Source organism: Pantoea sp. BJFS-204, from assembly GCF_049310725.1.
Lineage (GTDB): Bacteria > Pseudomonadota > Gammaproteobacteria > Enterobacterales > Enterobacteriaceae > Pantoea > Pantoea agglomerans.
Window position 1 is genome coordinate 145,500 of sequence record NZ_JBMOWE010000002.1, and the last position, 16,125, is coordinate 161,624.

17 protein-coding genes are annotated in these 16,125 nt (G+C 60.2%); 2 read left to right on the forward strand and 15 right to left on the reverse strand.

Annotation, left to right across the window (positions count from 1 at the left end):
- The first annotated feature begins 65 nt into the window (after window positions 1-65).
- A complete protein-coding gene (mdoC, locus tag ACO6VX_RS07380) occupies window positions 66-1,199 on the forward strand; it encodes a glucans biosynthesis protein MdoC (protein ID WP_010246421.1) in 1,134 nt (377 codons plus the stop codon).
- A gap of 296 nt (window positions 1,200-1,495) precedes the next feature.
- On the opposite strand, the gene ACO6VX_RS07385 is transcribed toward mdoC, so the two are convergent.
- Window positions 1,496-2,956: a phospholipase D family protein gene (locus tag ACO6VX_RS07385; RefSeq protein WP_010246423.1), complete on the reverse strand. Its 1,461-nt coding sequence runs from the start codon at window positions 2,954-2,956 to the stop codon at window positions 1,496-1,498.
- Window positions 2,957-3,111: 155 nt separating this feature from the next.
- Here ACO6VX_RS07385 and ACO6VX_RS07390 point away from each other — a divergent pair, with 155 nt between their 5' ends.
- The gene (locus ACO6VX_RS07390; protein WP_010669826.1) at window positions 3,112-4,275 is read left to right on the forward strand and encodes a beta-glucosidase; all 1,164 of its coding nucleotides are present in this window, start codon (window positions 3,112-3,114) and stop codon (window positions 4,273-4,275) included.
- Here ACO6VX_RS07390 and ACO6VX_RS07395 read toward each other — a convergent pair.
- From ACO6VX_RS07395 to ACO6VX_RS07460, 14 genes are all read right to left on the reverse strand, one after another.
- A complete protein-coding gene (locus tag ACO6VX_RS07395) occupies window positions 4,263-4,436 on the reverse strand; it encodes a hypothetical protein (protein ID WP_010246427.1) in 174 nt (57 codons plus the stop codon). The genes ACO6VX_RS07390 and ACO6VX_RS07395 overlap by 13 nt on opposite strands.
- Window positions 4,437-4,475: 39 nt before the next feature.
- Complete coding sequence (locus ACO6VX_RS07400; RefSeq protein WP_010246429.1) at window positions 4,476-4,619, reverse strand: hypothetical protein; 144 nt, start codon at window positions 4,617-4,619, stop codon at window positions 4,476-4,478.
- Between the two features lie 132 nt (window positions 4,620-4,751).
- Window positions 4,752-5,987: a beta-ketoacyl-ACP synthase gene (locus tag ACO6VX_RS07405; RefSeq protein ID WP_181882715.1), complete on the reverse strand. Its 1,236-nt coding sequence runs from the start codon at window positions 5,985-5,987 to the stop codon at window positions 4,752-4,754.
- The gene (locus tag ACO6VX_RS07410) at window positions 5,984-6,715 is read right to left on the reverse strand and encodes a 3-ketoacyl-ACP reductase FabG2 (RefSeq protein WP_060679923.1); all 732 of its coding nucleotides are present in this window, start codon (window positions 6,713-6,715) and stop codon (window positions 5,984-5,986) included. The genes ACO6VX_RS07405 and ACO6VX_RS07410 overlap by 4 nt, the downstream gene beginning before the upstream one ends.
- Window positions 6,712-7,188, reverse strand: coding sequence for a 3-hydroxy-fatty acyl-ACP dehydratase (locus tag ACO6VX_RS07415; protein WP_010246435.1), 477 nt, complete (start codon window positions 7,186-7,188; stop codon window positions 6,712-6,714). The genes ACO6VX_RS07410 and ACO6VX_RS07415 overlap by 4 nt, the downstream gene beginning before the upstream one ends.
- Window positions 7,178-8,338 (reverse strand): beta-ketoacyl-[acyl-carrier-protein] synthase family protein, encoded by a 1,161-nt coding sequence (locus ACO6VX_RS07420; protein WP_187495684.1) that lies wholly within the window; start codon window positions 8,336-8,338, stop codon window positions 7,178-7,180. Before ACO6VX_RS07420 ends, ACO6VX_RS07415 begins: the two co-directional genes overlap by 11 nt.
- On the reverse strand, window positions 8,335-8,907 hold the full coding sequence (locus ACO6VX_RS07425) for a DUF3261 domain-containing protein (RefSeq protein WP_031593666.1): 573 nt from the start codon (window positions 8,905-8,907) through the stop codon (window positions 8,335-8,337). The genes ACO6VX_RS07420 and ACO6VX_RS07425 overlap by 4 nt, the downstream gene beginning before the upstream one ends.
- Window positions 8,904-11,210, reverse strand: coding sequence for an MMPL family transporter (locus ACO6VX_RS07430; protein WP_052270896.1), 2,307 nt, complete (start codon window positions 11,208-11,210; stop codon window positions 8,904-8,906). The genes ACO6VX_RS07425 and ACO6VX_RS07430 overlap by 4 nt, the downstream gene beginning before the upstream one ends.
- Window positions 11,197-11,805, reverse strand: a complete 609-nt coding sequence (locus ACO6VX_RS07435) for an outer membrane lipoprotein carrier protein LolA (RefSeq protein ID WP_167432690.1) — start codon at window positions 11,803-11,805, stop codon at window positions 11,197-11,199. The genes ACO6VX_RS07430 and ACO6VX_RS07435 overlap by 14 nt, the downstream gene beginning before the upstream one ends.
- A complete protein-coding gene (locus tag ACO6VX_RS07440; RefSeq protein ID WP_031594668.1) occupies window positions 11,799-12,212 on the reverse strand; it encodes an acyl-CoA thioesterase in 414 nt (137 codons plus the stop codon). Before ACO6VX_RS07440 ends, ACO6VX_RS07435 begins: the two co-directional genes overlap by 7 nt.
- Window positions 12,205-13,914, reverse strand: a complete 1,710-nt coding sequence (locus ACO6VX_RS07445; protein ID WP_346556261.1) for a glycosyltransferase family 2 protein — start codon at window positions 13,912-13,914, stop codon at window positions 12,205-12,207. Before ACO6VX_RS07445 ends, ACO6VX_RS07440 begins: the two co-directional genes overlap by 8 nt.
- Window positions 13,908-14,255, reverse strand: a complete 348-nt coding sequence (locus ACO6VX_RS07450) for a 3-hydroxyacyl-ACP dehydratase FabZ family protein (RefSeq protein WP_111533662.1) — start codon at window positions 14,253-14,255, stop codon at window positions 13,908-13,910. The genes ACO6VX_RS07445 and ACO6VX_RS07450 overlap by 7 nt, the downstream gene beginning before the upstream one ends.
- Window positions 14,242-15,561 (reverse strand): AMP-binding protein, encoded by a 1,320-nt coding sequence (locus ACO6VX_RS07455; protein WP_191921496.1) that lies wholly within the window; start codon window positions 15,559-15,561, stop codon window positions 14,242-14,244. The genes ACO6VX_RS07450 and ACO6VX_RS07455 overlap by 14 nt, the downstream gene beginning before the upstream one ends.
- Window positions 15,558-16,121 (reverse strand): hypothetical protein, encoded by a 564-nt coding sequence (locus tag ACO6VX_RS07460; protein WP_033757233.1) that lies wholly within the window; start codon window positions 16,119-16,121, stop codon window positions 15,558-15,560. The genes ACO6VX_RS07455 and ACO6VX_RS07460 overlap by 4 nt, the downstream gene beginning before the upstream one ends.
- Window positions 16,122-16,125 lie beyond the last annotated feature (4 nt).

Here is a 16,125-nt window from a genome sequence, read left to right on the forward strand (position 1 = left end):
TTTTCACAGAGCATAATCCGGTTTCAGGGTGAAACCGGTTAAACGTACTAACGAACTGGAACTTTATGAGTACTGTAAAACCTGAACGTGAATACTTCCTCGACTCCATCCGCGCCTATCTGATGTTACTGGGGGTGCCGTTTCACGTTTCCCTCATCTACTCCGCGCAGAAATGGGCAGTAAACAGTCATGAAGCGTCGTTGTGGCTGACGCTGCTGAATGATTTTATTCATGCGTTTCGTATGCAGGTGTTTTTCGTCATTTCGGGCTATTTCTCCTACATGCTGTATCTGCGCTATCAGCCACGTCGCTTCCTGAAGGTGCGTCTGGAACGGGTAGGTATCCCAATGCTGACCGCCATTCCGCTGCTGACGCTGCCGCAATTTTTTATGCTGAAAGAGTGGACGGATAAGCTGGCTGACTGGCCCCGCTTCACGCCCTATCAGAAGTTTAATAACCTGATGTGGGAGCTGATTTCACACCTGTGGTTCCTGGTGGTGCTGGTGATGCTGACCACGCTGGGGATGGTGACCTTCCGCTGGTTGCGCGATCAGCATCGCACCATTGATTATTCGCGGGTTGGCTGGGGATCGCTGACGGCGGGCGTACTGGCGTGGGCACTGCTCTGGTGCGTGTTCCGGCGTCTGGTGTTTATTTTCCAGCCTGCGTGGCTGATGGATGGTTTGTTTAGCATCATAGTGATGCAGACGCTCTTCTATCTGCCGTTCTTTATGCTGGGAGCGCTGGCGTGGAAACATCCCCCGCTGAAGCAGCTGTTTGTCCGCTTCAATCTGGTGATGTGGGTCGGTGCGCTGCTTATGTTTGCGGCCTATTGCGCCAACCAGCGACTGAGCAGCGGTGAGGGCTGGTTGTATGAGCTGGATGCGATTATCTCGACGCTGATGGGCATTTGCATGCTGAACGTCTGCTTCTGCTTTGGTCATAAGCTGCTGAATTCACATTCGCCGCGCATTATGTATCTGGTCAATGCGTCACTGTTTATCTATCTGGTGCACCATCCGCTGACGCTGCTGTATGGCATTTACGTGACGCCGCGGATTGAAAACAACACGCTGGGCTTCTTCGTTGGCCTGCTGATGGTGTTTGGCATCGCGTTTCTGCTGTATGAGATTCACCTGCGCATTCCGCTGCTGCGGTTCCTGTTCTCGGGGAAATTTGAGCGTAAACAAGCACAATGACAGGCGATCAGTGACCTCGGGCCATAAGTGAGGTCAGGCTATAAATGATGTGTCTCACAGACAGCTTAAGAGTTTAAAGCGATGGGCGCATACGCCAGTAGCAAAGCATAGCGGGCCAGGGACAAAAACGCCGGGAGCGTTTTTGAACAACGCAACGCGTTGGCCCGGCAACGGGCGCACCTCAGGGATGAGGTGCGTAATCGCCCGCGCTGAGCCCGCCAGGGATGGCGGGTTTTGCGTCTTTACGGAGGGCGCATGCTTCCTGAGCCAGCGCCTGTACCCAGGCAAGGTCCAGCTTACAGCAGCCACTCAATCGGCAGTCGCCACACCAGGCGTACCTGCAGGCGCTGCCACCAGGAGCAGCCTGGCTCGTGTTTATGCACAATCTGCTCCGGCTCACCCGGATACTCCAGCCAGTTTACCCTGCCCCACTTATCCAGCCGCAGCGTCCATGCCCGATCGCGCATTGACTGGCTGAAACGCTGATGCGTCTCTCCGGCGAGCGCCGCACTCTCAATCACCAGTCCCATTTCCGTATTCAGCACCGCTGAACGGGGATCGAAGTTAAACGAGCCGATAAACAGCGTCTGTTGATCCACTGAGAAGGTTTTGGCATGCAGGCTGGAGCCGGAGTTACCGGTTAATCCCCGGTCGTGCGGGGCATCAGGCACGCCCGCCTGCGGTTTCAGCTCATAGAGCGCAATACCATGACGCAGCAATTTTTTGCGCCACTTAGCGTAGCCGGCATGGACAATCGACACATCGTTAGCCGCCAGCGAATTGGTCAGAATGGCAATTTTTACCCCTTTGCGCTTCAGCGACAGCAGCTGAGCGACCCCTGCGCGGGTCGGCACGAAATAGGCCGAGATGATGTCGAACTGCTTTTGCGGCGTGCCTATCACCTCCAGCATTCGCTGCGGCAGCAGGCTTCTGGCACGCGCTTTGCCCAGCCCTTTACGCGGATCATCGCTCAGCAGGCGCGCTTTTGCCCAGGTCAGAGCCAGCGTGCCCTCTTCCAGCTCCTGTAGCAGCGAAGAATTTTCCAGCCGCTGAAGATAGCGCTGCACCGGTTCACTGTGACGCCACTCTGCTGGCAGACTCACACTGTCCTCTTCCGGCTCCTCTTCATCCAGCACCTGCTGCAGCGGCGAGACCGGCTTGCTGCGCCAGTAGCGCTCAAAATCCTCTGCGACTTCTTTAACCACCGGGCCTATTGCCATGACGTCGAGATCGGCAAACAGCGGTTCATTGCCGGTGCCGAAATATTCGTCGCCGATATTGCGCCCACCGACCACGGTCGTGACGCCATCCACCGTAAAGCTTTTGTTGTGCATGCGGCGGTTCAGACGGGCAAAGTCGGTGAGATAACCCAGCGCGCGCAGAGTGCGAAACGAGAACGGATTAAACAGCCGCACCTCAATGTTGGGATGGCGGTTGAGCTGGGCCAGCGTGTCGTCCAGGCCCGGCGTATTATTGTCATCCAGCAGCAGCCGCACTTTCACCCCGCGTCGGGCAGCTTCCAGCACGGCGCTGAACAGCAACCGGCCAGAGAGATCGTTTTGCCAGATGTAATACTGGATATCGAGTGAACGCTCCGCTTTTTGCATCAGCAGATAGCGGGCAGCAAAAGCATCCAGCCCGTCGCTCAGCTGATGGACGCCGCTCAGCCCCGGATGGCGCAGACACTCTGGCTCCAGCTGTGTTTCCAGCCAGCTGGACCGTTCCAATGGCTGGGAGAGCTCAAACGCTTCGGTCATGACATTTCCCTGTAAAATGCAGTTATTTTTATTATTCCCCGGTCCGACCTCTGATGCTATTCCTCTGTTCTGAGTTAGTGAGGGGTCACGGGCGTTTTTTAGTCTAGACTTAACCGGACGATCTGTGACCGGCATTATCCCGGCAGGAGAGGAATATGTCTCATCAATCCCTTACAGATGCCCGCCAGCGCTATCATCCCAGCCTGTTTCGCAGCTTTTTCCAGGGCAGTTTCCCCTGTTCCACTGCCTGCCGTACGCCCGGTAAACGGCTGGATATGGTGATCAGCAGCGGACACGATATGCTGCTGGAAAAAGATTATGCCGCCCTGGCTGAGCAGCATCTGCTCACCGCCCGCGACGGTGCGCGCTGGCATCTGATCGAAAAGATCCCTGGCCAGTATGACTGGCAGAGCTTTCTGCCGATGGTCGACGCTGCGCGACGTCAGCAGATGGAGATCATCTGGGAGCTGGCTCATTTCGGTTATCCCGATCATCTTAATATCTGGAAAGCCGAGTTTGTTGACCATTTTAGTCGTTTCGCTCGCGCGATGGCACAACTGATGCGCGATCAGGGCATCGAACGCCCCTTCTTTACACCGGTTAATCAAATCTCATTCTGGTCATGGGCCGGGGCGGATGTGGCCTGGTTTAATCCCCATGCGGCGCAGCGTGGTAAAGAGCTGAAGCGCCAGCTGGTTCGCGCCTCGCTGGCGGCGATACATGCCATTCGCGAGGTCTATCCGGAGGCGCGCTTTGTGCTGACTGACCCGCTGGTGCAGATCGCTCATCATCCTGATAATCCGGACAGCAAACCCTATGCCGATGCGCAGCATCAGGCGCAGTTCGAAGCCTGGGACATGCTGGCCGGTCGCGTCGATAAGGAGCTAGGCGGCAGTGAAGATTGCCTGGATATCCTCGGCCTGAACTACTATCCCGATAACCACTGGTTTTTCCCCGACCAGCCGATGTCGCTGGAGGATCCGGAGCGTGTGCCGCTGCATATTCTGCTGGCGCAGTGCTGGCAGCGCTACCAGCGTCCGATGCTGATTGCCGAAACCGGCGCTGAGGGTGAAGCGCGCGCCCCCTGGCTGCAGGAGATCAGTGAAAACGTGGCGGTGGCGCTGGATCAGGGCATTGCGGTGGAGGGGATTTCGCTCTATCCGGTAGTGGAGTATCCGGCCTGGGCCGATGACCGGCGTTCCCCTGGCCCGCTGCTGGGATTAGCCGATCCCAATGGCAACCGTAATCTGCATGAGCCGCTGGCGCTGGTATTGCGCAGTCAGCAGATTAAGTTTGCGACACGAAATCAGACGTGCTGAGAAGGTGGCTTTTTAGGGTAACAGGAGCGAACGTCGAGAGAGGGATCGGCAGGATGACGTACGTCGGTCAGCCAGACCATGGTAAACAGGAAGGTCACCCCGATCAGGCAGGCCGCCAGCAAACCGATAATTGCGATTAATTTGTCATCTCCGGAGTCCATCGCCTTCTCCTTATTCAATCCGTTGAATCCCTGTGCGTGTCAGCTCATCCAGAGCGTAATCATCAGGACAAAGATTATAAGCGTTACCGAGGTCACCGCAAGCACCACTATCGCAAAGTGCGCATCGTCAAGTGACTGGCGAATTGGCTCATCGTGATCGTCGGGTGGCAAGGGTAAAGACATAACTATCCTGTGAAAAACATGGGCCGCCGGGAGTGATGCGGTGAGTGACAGTGTAGATGAAAGGCTGATTATCGTCCGGTTCTTTCGTCCGAAAAATAAACTGGCCCGTGCCAGCGCGGCACGGGCCTGAGATCAGACGCCGCGCCAGCGTTTGAAGATCAGTGAAGTATTAATGCCACCAAAGGCAAAGTTGTTGCTCTGGATATAGTCGGTTTCAAGCTCACGCGGCTCACCCATGATGTAATCCAGCTGGCCGCCATCTGCTGCCGGTTGCGTCAGGTTCAGGGTTGGCGCAAACCACCCTTCCCGCATCATCTCAATACTCATCCAGGCTTCCAGCGCCCCACAGGCACCCAGCGTATGGCCAAAATAGGACTTCAGCGAGGAGATCGGCGTCGTTTCGCCAAACACCGCCGCCGTCGCCAGACTTTCGGCCATATCACCCCGTTCAGTGGCGGTGCCGTGCGCATTTACATAACCAACGTCTGCGGCCGTGATACCGGCGCTTTGCAACGCCCGCTCGATGCAGATCTGCATGGTTTCCCGCTGCGGCTGAGTAATATGGGCGGCATCGCAGTTGGTATGGAAACCGGTGAGCTCGGCGTAGATCGTTGCACCGCGTGCCAGGGCATGTTCCAGCGACTCAAGGATCAGCGTGCCCGCCCCTTCGCCAATTACCAGACCATCGCGCTGCTGATCAAAAGGTGCAGGTGTGGTGTGCGGCGCGTCATTACGCTGGCTGGTGGCAAACAGGGTGTCGAACACCGCGGCTTCCGACGGACAGAGCTCTTCTGCGCCGCCAGCCACCATCACCGTCTGATACCCGTGACGAATCGCTTCCCAGGCATAGCCAATCGCCTGGCTGCCAGAGGTACAGGCGCTGGAGGTCGGGATCACCCGGCCGCGCAGGCCGAAAAAGAGTCCGGCATTGACGGCCGTGGTATGCGGCATCATCTGCACATAGGTGGTGCCGGTGATATTGTTGGTGTGCTTTTCGGTCAGCATGGTGGCGAACTCGCTGACCGGCCCGGTGCTGCCGGTGGAAGAACCGTAGGCGATACCCGTTTCTCCGCTGGTCAGCACCGGATGGTCAATCAGGCCCGCCTGGGTCAGCGCCAGCTCGGTCGCGCGCGTTGCCAGCAGCGAAACGCGGCCCATGGCGCGGATACGCTTGCGGGTGTAGTGCGCCGGCAGCACAAAGTCATCCACCGGTGCGCCGAGCAGCGTATGCAGCCCGTCGTAGATCTGCCACTCCGGCATAAAGCGCACCGCATTGCGGCCCGCACGGATCCGTGCCGAAACTTCAGCCCAGGACTCCCCAAAGGCGGTTACGCCGCCCATGCCGGTTACGACTACCCGCTGGATCACAGCATGCCTCCGTTTATAGAAATGACCTGACGCGTCACGTAGCCTGCGATATCGGACATCAGATAGCTCGCCAGTCCGGCGACCTCTTCAGCCGCGCCCATGCGCTTCATCGGCACGATCTTCATCGCTTCCTCAATCACCTGAGGTTCCAGCCCCTCCATACCGGTATCAATCAGGCCTGGCGCGATGCAGTTAACGGTGATTTTGCGTTTCGCCAGCTCAATCGCCAGCGCCTTAGTGGCACCTATAATGCCCGCTTTCGCCGCGCTGTAGTTCACCTGACCGCGATTACCCATTATCCCCGACACCGACGAAAGCGTAATAATGCGGCCGCCGCGCCGCAGACCGATCATCGGCATCACGCAGGGCTGGATCACATTGTAAAAACTGTCGAGATTGGTGTGGATGACGCTGTCCCACTCCTGATCCGTCAGGGCAGGAAACGCCGCATCGCGGGTGATACCGGCGTTGCTCACCACACCATAATAGGCGCCATATTGCTCAATATCCGCCTCCAGCGCAGCGCGGGTTGCCGCCCGATCGGCCACATCAAATCCCAGCACACGGCCGCTGCCGCCTGCGGTTTCGATCTGCTGCAGGCACTGCTCAGCGCCTGCGCGGTCACGGTTGAAATGGACGATAACCTGATAGCCATCCTGGGCGAGACGCAACGCAATCGCGCGGCCAATCCCTTTACTGGCGCCCGTCACTAATACCGAATCTGTCATGGCTGATTTCCTTGTGACATCAATTGCTGTAATTCTGCTTCATTGGGTTGATACGTATTCAGACGACCGCTGGCAAGCCGCTGGGTGCCGTAATGAATGTCGCCCTCAAAGCTGCCCATGCGGTCATCGCGCATCAGCAGCGTCATTCTGATATCCAGCGTAACACTGGCGGGAAAGAGGGATCGCTCTGCCCGCCAGCCGCGTCCGCCCAGCAGCATGCCGGGCGGGATAAGGGTGGCGCCGCCCTGCTTTGCATGCCAGCCAGACCAGACGCCCACGGTTTGCGCCATCATCTCCACGCCAAACCAGGCGGGCAGTTCACCCTGAGGCGTCAGAAACGGTGTCAGTACGCCACCGGCGCAGGTCGACACCTGACAGTGGACCTGCTCATCATCAACGGCGATCAGCTGATCAAGCAGCAGCATCGGCGCAGCGTGCGGCAGCCAGCGTGCCGCGGGAGAATTAATAACCATGTTGGCGTCCCAGAATCAGACAGGTGTTGTTGCCGCCAAAGGCGAAGGAGTTAGAAGCGATGACAGGCCGTTGCAGCGCCTGCGGCTGTAATAACAATCCGCAATCCGGCAGCGTCTCATCCGCCGCCATCTCACTGAAATCCTGCGCGGGCAGCGGCAGATTGTTTTGCAGGATCAGCGCACTGAGGGCGGCTTCACACACTCCTGCCGCGCCGAGCGTATGGCCGGTCAGATGTTTGGTCGAGCTGCACGGCACCGCATTGCCAAACAGGCGCTGAATCACGGCGGCTTCCATCTGGTCGTTAAGCGGCGTTGCAGTGCCGTGCAGGTTGATATAACCCACCTGCTCTGGCAACAGATTCGCCTGTTGCAGCGCCATACGCATCGCCCGTTCAGCGCCCTCGCCCTGCGGATGGGGAGCGGACATGTGCCAGGCGTCAGACGATTCGCCAGCTCCCAGTAGCGCCAGCGGCTGCGGTTCCCGCGTCAGCAGCATCAGTGCGGCCCCTTCGCCAATCGAGATACCGTCGCGATCGCGGCTGAAAGGGGCGCAGCGACGTTCAGAGAGCGACTCCAGGCTGTCGAATCCGTTGATCGGCATCCGGCTCAGCGAGTCCGCACCGCCCACCAGCGCCACATCCACCAGCCCCGCCGCGATCAGCCGCTCACCACTGATAATGGCGCGGGCGCTGGAGGAGCAGGCGGTTGAAATGGTATAGGCCGGGCCATCCAGGCTTAGATAGTGAGCCAGGAAACGGGAGGGATCGCCCAGCTCCTGCATCTGATAGTGATAACCGGACTGACTGCCGCCAATCTGCTGATCGCCCTCATCCACGCCCGAGGTGCTGGTTCCCAGCACAACTGCCACTCTGCTGGCACCATAGTGCGCAATCGCCGCGTCGAGCGCCGGACGGATTTGCGCCAGTGCGGCCAGCAGCAGCTGGTTATTACGGGTGTTGTGCACGCTCAGGGCAGCAGGAATCGATGGCAAATCACCTTCAACTCTGCCAAGCCAGCAGGCGCGGTCGCCGCTCAGCCAGCCATGACGCAGCTGCATGCCGGGTGCCTCACCCCTGGTAAGGCTGGCCGCAATCTGCTGAGTGTTATTCCCCAGGGCATTCAGCATGCCGATGGCAGAGATGTAAATCATGAGCCGTCCAGATGTTGAATGCGGATCTGATAGCCAAATGCATGCTGCTGAATGCTGATGGGCTGGCGCTGATTACCGCGTTGCAGATAATCGATTTCGGTAACCAGCTGGTTATCGGCATCGATCAGCCGTCGCTTTAACCCCTGATCCTGCAACGTCCAGCCTGGCGGCAGCTGTTTTTGCCACAGCTCCCGTGGCCAGTAGCTGAGCATAATATCCGCCAGCACCTGACTGGCAGGCGGCATCTGCGGCAGCGGCATCAGCTGCTGGGTGTGAATACCGCTGGCATCGTAGCGCAGGCTGAACAGGCGAATACCCACCGAGGAGAGTCCGGCCAGATCAATTTGCTGTTCATCGGCGCTGAGCAGCACCAGCAGTGACTGACTCTGGCCTTTCACCTGTCCGGTCAGCAACTGCTGCTGCTGGAAGGCGGGACGGATGCCCGGCGGTGGCAGCGTCACCTTCACGCCCGGTTTCAGCCAGGCGGTGGGACGACTGCTGTCGGGTGCAGGTCCGGCACAGGCGCTGAGCAGCAGAGCCGTCAGCAGAATAAGAGCGGCGCGGATCATCGTTTACTCCTTGATCGGGTGGGTCGCATCGCCAGCGGCGACAGCAGGAAAGCGCTGAAGATGCCGCTGCATAACACTGTGCCAAAACTGGCAATCGCGCTGGTGCTGCTGAATACCAGCATACCCAGCGTCAGTAAGGTGGTAATCATCGCCAGCGACACTGCCAGCAACGAGGTCAGCGGCGTACCCTGCGGGTTGCTGAAAAAGAGCGTGTAGTTAATGCCGATGCCCAGCACCAGAATCAGTGCCAGCAGCGCAAACAGGTTCAGCGACGCGCCGATCCAGCCCAGCGTTGCCAGCGCCATCGCCAGCGACAGCACTGACGGCAGCGCGCTGCGTAAGCCCGCCTTTAACCCCAGTCGCAGGACAAAACTCAGGGTGATCAGCAGCAGCGCCAGCGCCAGTAACCCGCTCAGCAGGGTGCGCCAGAAGCTGAACAGCGAATCGTAACCTGATTTGCGGTCAATCCAGCTGACGCCCGGATGCTGTTTGGTCAGCTCCGCGAGTGCAGCGCTGTTTTTTACACCGCTGGTGGGGATCAAAACACCGCTGCGCCCGTCTGGCAGCGTCAGCCACAGCAGTCGCCAGCCTTCACTCAGCGGACTCGACAGCCACGCCTCTGGCGTTACCGGCATCGGGGTCAGATCCGGTGCCGGCAGCGTGATACCCGCCTGCTGCAGGCGGGCCGTAATATCCGGTACTGCCTGTTTCAACAGCTGAAGATCCCGCTGTTGCTGCGCCAGCGACGTCAGCGGCAGCAGACGATAGTGCTGCAGCCAGCCCTGCTGCTGCGCCTGGTGCAGATCCGGTGCCAGTTTTTCCAGCCGCTGCAGCGTCTGCTGCGCGTCATCGCCCCAGACCACAAACCAGGTCTGATCGGCGCGCTGTCCGGTCAGGGTTGCCAGCTGGCGATCCTGCTCCAGCAGATGCGCAGGCGCACTTTGCAGATGGGCGATGTCATCATCCACCTTTAACTGGGCGATACCGGCCAGCGCGAAGATCGCCATCGCCACCGGTAATCCGACGCGCAGCCCGCGCTGGCGACGCCAGGCGGCAAGCCAGCGCGCCAGCGGCACCATCAGCGGCACCGGACGCACCGGTAATCCGCGTACCAGCCACGGATAGATGAGAATCACCGTCAGACAGGAGGCCGTTAATCCGCTGGCGGCAAACACCGCCAGCTGCCGCAGCCCCGGGAACGGTGCCAGCAGCATCAGCAGCCAGGCGATGGCGGTGGTCCCGAGCGCCAGCAGCAGCGTGCCGCGGACTTTTCGCAGGCTCTGCCACGGCGTCTGCTGATCGCCGTGCACCATGCGCTCGGTGAGATAATAGAGCGTGTAATCCGCAGAGATGCCGACAATACTCAGGCTCATCACCAGCGTCATCAGATGCAGTTCACCGAAGCAAAGCAGCGTCATCACCGTGCCCGCCATCGCGCCGATGGCCACAGACGTGACCGTCAGCAACAGCGGGCGCAGTGAGCGAAAGACCAGCAGCACCAGCAGGACGACGCCACCCAGCGTCACACTGCCCAGCGTTTTAACGTCATGCTGCGCACGCTGGCTGGCGTTGTCGCTGAACAGCACCGTGCCACGCGTCAGCAGTTTCGCCTGCGGCCAGCGGCTTTTAAGCTGTTGCTCCAGCGCGCTAAGTCGGGTAACCAGCGCATGACTTTGCTGCATACTGAAGGCGTTGTTCGCCAGTTCGCCATGCAGAAAATACCACTGCTGACCCTGTGCATCTTTTACTGTCAGCCAGCCATCATGCAGCGTCATGCGCCCGGCGTTTTGTGCCAGCGCCAGCTGCGAACCCCGCACCAGCATCAGGGGATCGCCCTGCAACTCTTTGCTGCTGACGCCAGAGAAGGCCGAAAAGAGCTGCGCCAGCAGCCAGTCAGCCTGCGCCTCGCCGCCGTTCTGCAAGCGGTCGCGCGTCACCTCATCGATCAGGCCGTTACGGTGTTGCCAGGCAAAGCGGCCCCACTGCTGCTGCTGTTGCCCGTCGAGATCACCCTGCACCTGTTTCAGGTCAGGCAGCGCGCGCAGCTGGGCCAGCCACCAGGCGGCGACCTGGGGATCGTCCTGCTCACCGGGTGAAACCAGCCACACCAGCTGGCGATCCAGCCGCTGCATAAAGCCCTGCTGCAGCGCAGGCGGTGCCGCCCCCAGATTCTGCTGCGGCAGCAGCGCCAGCACGCTGCTGTTGAGCTGACTGCGCGGCAGCAAAAAAGAGAGCGCAGCCGCCAGCAGCAGACAGAGGGCCAGCCACAGGAGGGCCAGCAGCCGATCGTTACGGCCCGGCAAAACGCGCCTGCTCCTCGTCGCTTAACTGCGGCGGTTCAATTCGGGTGTTGCTGAGCTCTATTTGCGTTTTATCGCCCTGCTTATCATCCAGATTGATACTGTCCAGGAAGGCGCTGCCCGCCAGCGAGATACGGTTGAAGATTTTGTTGAGCGGCGCCACTTTGGGCGTCAGCTCCAGCGTCCAGGCTCCGTTGCCGCGATCGCTGAAGGCCACGCTGAAGTTCTCGTTCAGCACTTTCTGGTCGGCCTGGAACAGCGCCCGCAAGAGATGGTTGAACTGAAACATCTGCGGGTTGCTGTCGGCGGTGATCACCTGAGGCTTCTGGCCGCTGAGGCTCTGCACCATGCGTTTATCATCCAGCAGCAGCGTCATCACAAAGGGTGTCTGCTGATGCCACCATAAGCCCTGCTCGCGAGCGATCAGCATCTGCCCGTGCGAGACCAGCGGCTGACGCATGCCGGAAATGGTGCGCGTCTGGATAAAGTCTGCCCGAATCACCGGCTGGCTGGCAAAACGCTGCTGCAGCTGATCCAGCGTGACCGCGCTGGCGGCACTGGCCCACAGCAGCAGGCTGGTAAGCACAATTTTCAGCATCCTTTCACTCCTAAACGTTCCAGTAAAATATCGGGTGAAACAAAGCACAACGCCTGACTCTCCTGCTCCACCGCCACCTGCAGAGTATGCGCTTTGGTGGTGATCTGGCCGGCAGCATTTCGCACTTCATAGTCGATGCGCAGACGGTTCTCATATTCCGTGATCCGGGCGCTGACGCGAATCGTCTCTTCGCAGCGCAGTGGCTGGCGGTATTTGACCCGGGTATCGACCACCGGCCAGACGTAGCCGCTGGCGGCCATCTCGGCATAGCTGTAGTTAATGCTGCGCAGCAGGGCTTCACGCGCCACTTCGAAAAAGCGGAAATAGTTGCCGTGCCAGACCACGCCCATGGGATCGCAGTCGTGGAATGAGACGGTCAGCACGACTTCAGCATGATGTTCAGTCATGGTCAGACTCCTTGTGGTGCGCCTGTTGATCAGGCAGCGTCCAGAAATCGAAAAAGTTAAACCAGTCGAGCGGCGCCAGCAGTGCGTAATGGGCCAGCCGCGCTGCGTAACGATCGACCGCCTGTTGCAGTGCCCGCTGACGTTGCGCACGCGGCAGCAGCAGCGGATCGGCGAAAGGCTCACAGTGAATACGCAGTTTACCCTGTTGCTGCAGGGCGAACATCAGCAGCACCGGACAGCGCAACGCGGCCGCCAGTACAAACGGCCCCTGTGGAAAGGGCGCGGCGCGGCCCAGAAAGTCGCTCCAGATCACCCGCCGCTCGCCGCCGCGCTGCGGATTAACCGCAGTGCGATCCCCGACAATCGCCACCCATTCGCCCGCATCCAGCTTCTGTTGCAGCAGGATAGCGGTCTCCGGCCCGATATCGCTCACCGGCATCAGATTCACCCCCGCCTGCGGGGCGATGGTTTCCAGCACCGCCCGAAAACGCCGGGCGTTGTCGGTAAACACCAGCGCATTAATCACCAGTCCGCTGACCTGCTGCGCCATCGCGCGACAGGCTTCAATGTCACCAAGATGGGAAGCGAGAATCAGCTTGCCCTGCGGCGTGGGTGTGCGGATCACCGCTTCTGCGCCTGGCGCAAAATCGATGTCACGTCCCCAGCGCAGATCGCCGCGCCAGCTGGCCACTTTATCCAGCATTGCCCCGGCGAACCGCAGGAAATGGCGGTAGCTGTTAAGCCGTGGCGGTAACGCAATCTGCTGCTGCTGCGCGGCGGTAGTGACCTGCGCCAGCCACTGCCGGGAAGCGCGTCGCGCGCGCTGACCGCTCAGCCAGTAGACCGCCACTACCGGCCAGAGTAGCAGCGTAAAGGGGAGCCGCCCGCCGTAGCGATAGACCGCCAGCATAAAACGTAATCCCCACTGTCCGCGCCGCTCCGTTTCCGCAGACCAGTGCGTCGGCGGTTTACGCATCGCCAGCAGATGAGGAATGCGCGGCAGCATGCCGAAAAACAGCCGGGTATGCATCCAGGAGATGCGCAGGTTGTCGTAGAACGCATCGAAGTGTGACAGCCCGCTGGCCGGATAGGTGACGCGGGTCGGGATAAAGCGACTGCGGGTTCCCTGCCAGTAGAGCCGCACCATGATCTCGGTATCAAAATCCATGCGCTGACCGATGGCCCGGCGATCGCACAGCGTCAGCGTCGCGGCCAGTGGATAGACGCGGAAGCCGCACATGCTGTCGCGGATCGACAGCGACAGCGTTTCAATCCAGACCCAGAAGTGGGTGATGTAGCGACCGTAAAGGCGTGATTTGGGGATCGAGTCGTCATAGAGCGGCTGACCGGAGATCAGCGCGTCGGGATAACGCTCCGCTTCCGCCAGCATCAGCGGCAGATCTTCCGCCTGATGCTGGCCGTCCGCGTCAAGCTGCACTGCATGGGTGAAGCCGCGTGCCGCCGCGGCCCGCAGTCCGTGGATCACCGCCGCGCCTTTACCCTGATTGCTGTCGAGTCGCAGCAGGCTGAGCTGCGGGGCGTGCAGCGTCGCCAGCTGAAGCTGTGTGGCCGCATCGCTGCCATCATCCACCACGATTACCGGCAGATTAAAGGGTGCCAGCCGTGCCAGCACTGACGCCATCATCGCGCCGTGGTTGTAGCAGGGGATCACCACGCAGGGTGAAAACGGGGCGCTTAACACAGCGCGATCTTCCCGCTGCTGGCGATCTGCTCGCCGTCGTTCTTCAGCAGGCTGTAACGGAAACTCAGGCGGGATTTTTCAGCGTCCCAGTCCAGATGCAGTTGCAATAGCGAGTCGGGTAATACCGGCTGCTGAAATTTAATGTTATCAACGGCGGCAAACTCTTTACCGGGCGCAAGCAGTGATACGCCGTAGTGCATCACCCAGTCGAGCTGAGCCACACCCGGCAGAATGGGCAGATGCGGAAAGTGGCCCTGAAACCAGAAGAGTCCGGCATCTATCTGCAGGATCAGCGTGACGCTGTCAGCCCGCAGCTCCCGGCTGCGTTCAATCGGCAACATGAAAAAGTTCCTCTATTTGCGGCCAGGCGCGTTTGCTTTGGCTGGTCACCGGAATGGTGGTCACAATCCGCCAGTAGCGCGGCATCGCCAGCGGTTCCAGCCAGCGCTGCAGCTGGCGTTTCCACTGCTGCCTGCGCTGATGCAGAGCCGCCTCATCCAGCGCGCTGTTCAGCGCCAGCACGACACCAATCGCCTGACGCTCATGACGCGTGACCACCAGCGCCACGGCATCCTCGATTTCCGGCAGGTCGGTCAGACGGCGCTCTAACTCGCTTAATGAGATGCGCTTGTCACCGATTTTTACGATGCGATCGTGGCGTCCTGCAAGCTGAAATCCGCCGTCCGGCTGCATAGTCAGTCGATCGTCGAGCTGCAGCCCGCTGTCACCGGCAATCAGCGGCGACCAGACCTGCCAGCGATCGGGCGTCACCTGCTCCAGCCTGACCTGCGGGAAGCGGCGCCACGGCGCCTCCGCCCGATCGCATTGACGCCAGGCCAGAATGCCGGTTTCGGTGCTGCCGTAGATTTCACTGACCTGACAGCCAAAGCGCTGCCAGACCTGCTCCGCATCAGAGTCGCGCAGTGCGCCACCGGCAGAGACAATCAGTTCACAGGCGGGCGCTTTCAGCGTGCTGTCCAGCCGCGATAAAAAGGCCGGGCTGCTGATAAAGGCATAACGAACGTCGCGCGGAAGCTGGGCCAGCTGTTCACCGTAAAACAGCGGCTGGGCGGCAAACGGCAGCCTGAGCATCATCGGCAGGAAAAGTCGAAACGATAAACCGTACAGATGCTGATGGCTGACCGAGGCGATGACCCGGCACCCACGCAACTGTTCGGCCCACAGGCTGCTGAGCCAGCGGCTCTCCTGCTCCATCACCGCCAGCGACTTCACCACCTGACGCGGCGCGCCGGTGGATCCCGAGGTGAAGAGCACCAGTTCTGCACTCTCCGGCAGCGGCGGCAGCGGCCCCTGCGTTTCTGCGTCGTCCCACGCCAGCAGCGGCAGGCTGACCGCCAGCGGCATGTCGCACAGCACGCCATCCAGCCGATCCTGCCTCTCATCCAGCAGCGCGGCGCGGCAGTGACCCGGCATCACCGGCGTTTTACCGGCATACCAGCATGCCAGCAGCGCCACACAAAAACGGTAACTGTCATCAAAACAGAGCGCCCAGTGGCTGCCCGGTTGTGCTGCCAAGCGCTGGCGGAGCGCCACGACCTGACGATGCATCACGCTGAGCATCAAACGTTGATCGCCGCGCCAGGCAATCTCGCGATCGTCTCCCGTCAGCCAGTCGGCCACCCTCATGCTTTTCGCCTCACGCGCTGACGTACCAGCCATTCAGCACTCATCAACGCTGCGATTAACAGATAACTTATGCCGCCATTCCACAGCGTCCAGAGCCGCAGATCGCCCAGCAAACAGGTATAGATCGCCATGCTGCCGTTGCCGATAAAAAACAGGCACCAGATTTGGGTGACGCGGCGGGTATAGCGCACTGCCGCAGGGGGAAGCACGGGCTCACGCAGCCGGGCGATGCGTTCCACCAGCGGCATCGCACTCCAGAGTGAGGCGCCAAACACCAGCAGCATCGCCAGATTGACCGCCACCGGATACCACAGCAGCAGATGCTGAGTGCGTAATAGCTGGCTGCTGACACAGAGCAGTGCACCGAGCAGCGCCAGCCAGCCCATGACCGCGCCCATGGCGTTTTGCTGACGACGCAGCTGCAGCCAGCGCAGGCCAAACAGCAGTGCCAGCAGCCAGAACAATCCCTGCCAGCGCGGCTGGGTCAGCGCCAGCCAGACCAGCAGTGGCCAGGCCAGTAGCGTAAGCAGATTCAGCAGGCGAAGCGTAGCAGCAGGCACGGCG

Coding starts and splice junctions, on each gene's coding strand:
- mdoC (WP_010246421.1), top strand. CDS start 66: ATGAGTACTGTAAAACCTGAACGTGAATACTTCCTCGACTCCATCCGC.
- ACO6VX_RS07385 (WP_010246423.1), bottom strand. CDS start 2,956: ATGACCGAAGCGTTTGAGCTCTCCCAGCCATTGGAACGGTCCAGCTGG.
- ACO6VX_RS07390 (WP_010669826.1), top strand. CDS start 3,112: ATGTCTCATCAATCCCTTACAGATGCCCGCCAGCGCTATCATCCCAGC.
- ACO6VX_RS07395 (WP_010246427.1), bottom strand. CDS start 4,436: ATGGACTCCGGAGATGACAAATTAATCGCAATTATCGGTTTGCTGGCG.
- ACO6VX_RS07400 (WP_010246429.1), bottom strand. CDS start 4,619: ATGTCTTTACCCTTGCCACCCGACGATCACGATGAGCCAATTCGCCAG.
- ACO6VX_RS07410 (WP_060679923.1), bottom strand. CDS start 6,715: ATGACAGATTCGGTATTAGTGACGGGCGCCAGTAAAGGGATTGGCCGC.
- ACO6VX_RS07415 (WP_010246435.1), bottom strand. CDS start 7,188: ATGGTTATTAATTCTCCCGCGGCACGCTGGCTGCCGCACGCTGCGCCG.
- ACO6VX_RS07420 (WP_187495684.1), bottom strand. CDS start 8,338: ATGATTTACATCTCTGCCATCGGCATGCTGAATGCCCTGGGGAATAAC.
- ACO6VX_RS07425 (WP_031593666.1), bottom strand. CDS start 8,907: ATGATCCGCGCCGCTCTTATTCTGCTGACGGCTCTGCTGCTCAGCGCC.
- ACO6VX_RS07435 (WP_167432690.1), bottom strand. CDS start 11,805: ATGCTGAAAATTGTGCTTACCAGCCTGCTGCTGTGGGCCAGTGCCGCC.
- ACO6VX_RS07440 (WP_031594668.1), bottom strand. CDS start 12,212: ATGACTGAACATCATGCTGAAGTCGTGCTGACCGTCTCATTCCACGAC.
- ACO6VX_RS07450 (WP_111533662.1), bottom strand. CDS start 14,255: ATGTTGCCGATTGAACGCAGCCGGGAGCTGCGGGCTGACAGCGTCACG.
- ACO6VX_RS07455 (WP_191921496.1), bottom strand. CDS start 15,561: ATGAGGGTGGCCGACTGGCTGACGGGAGACGATCGCGAGATTGCCTGG.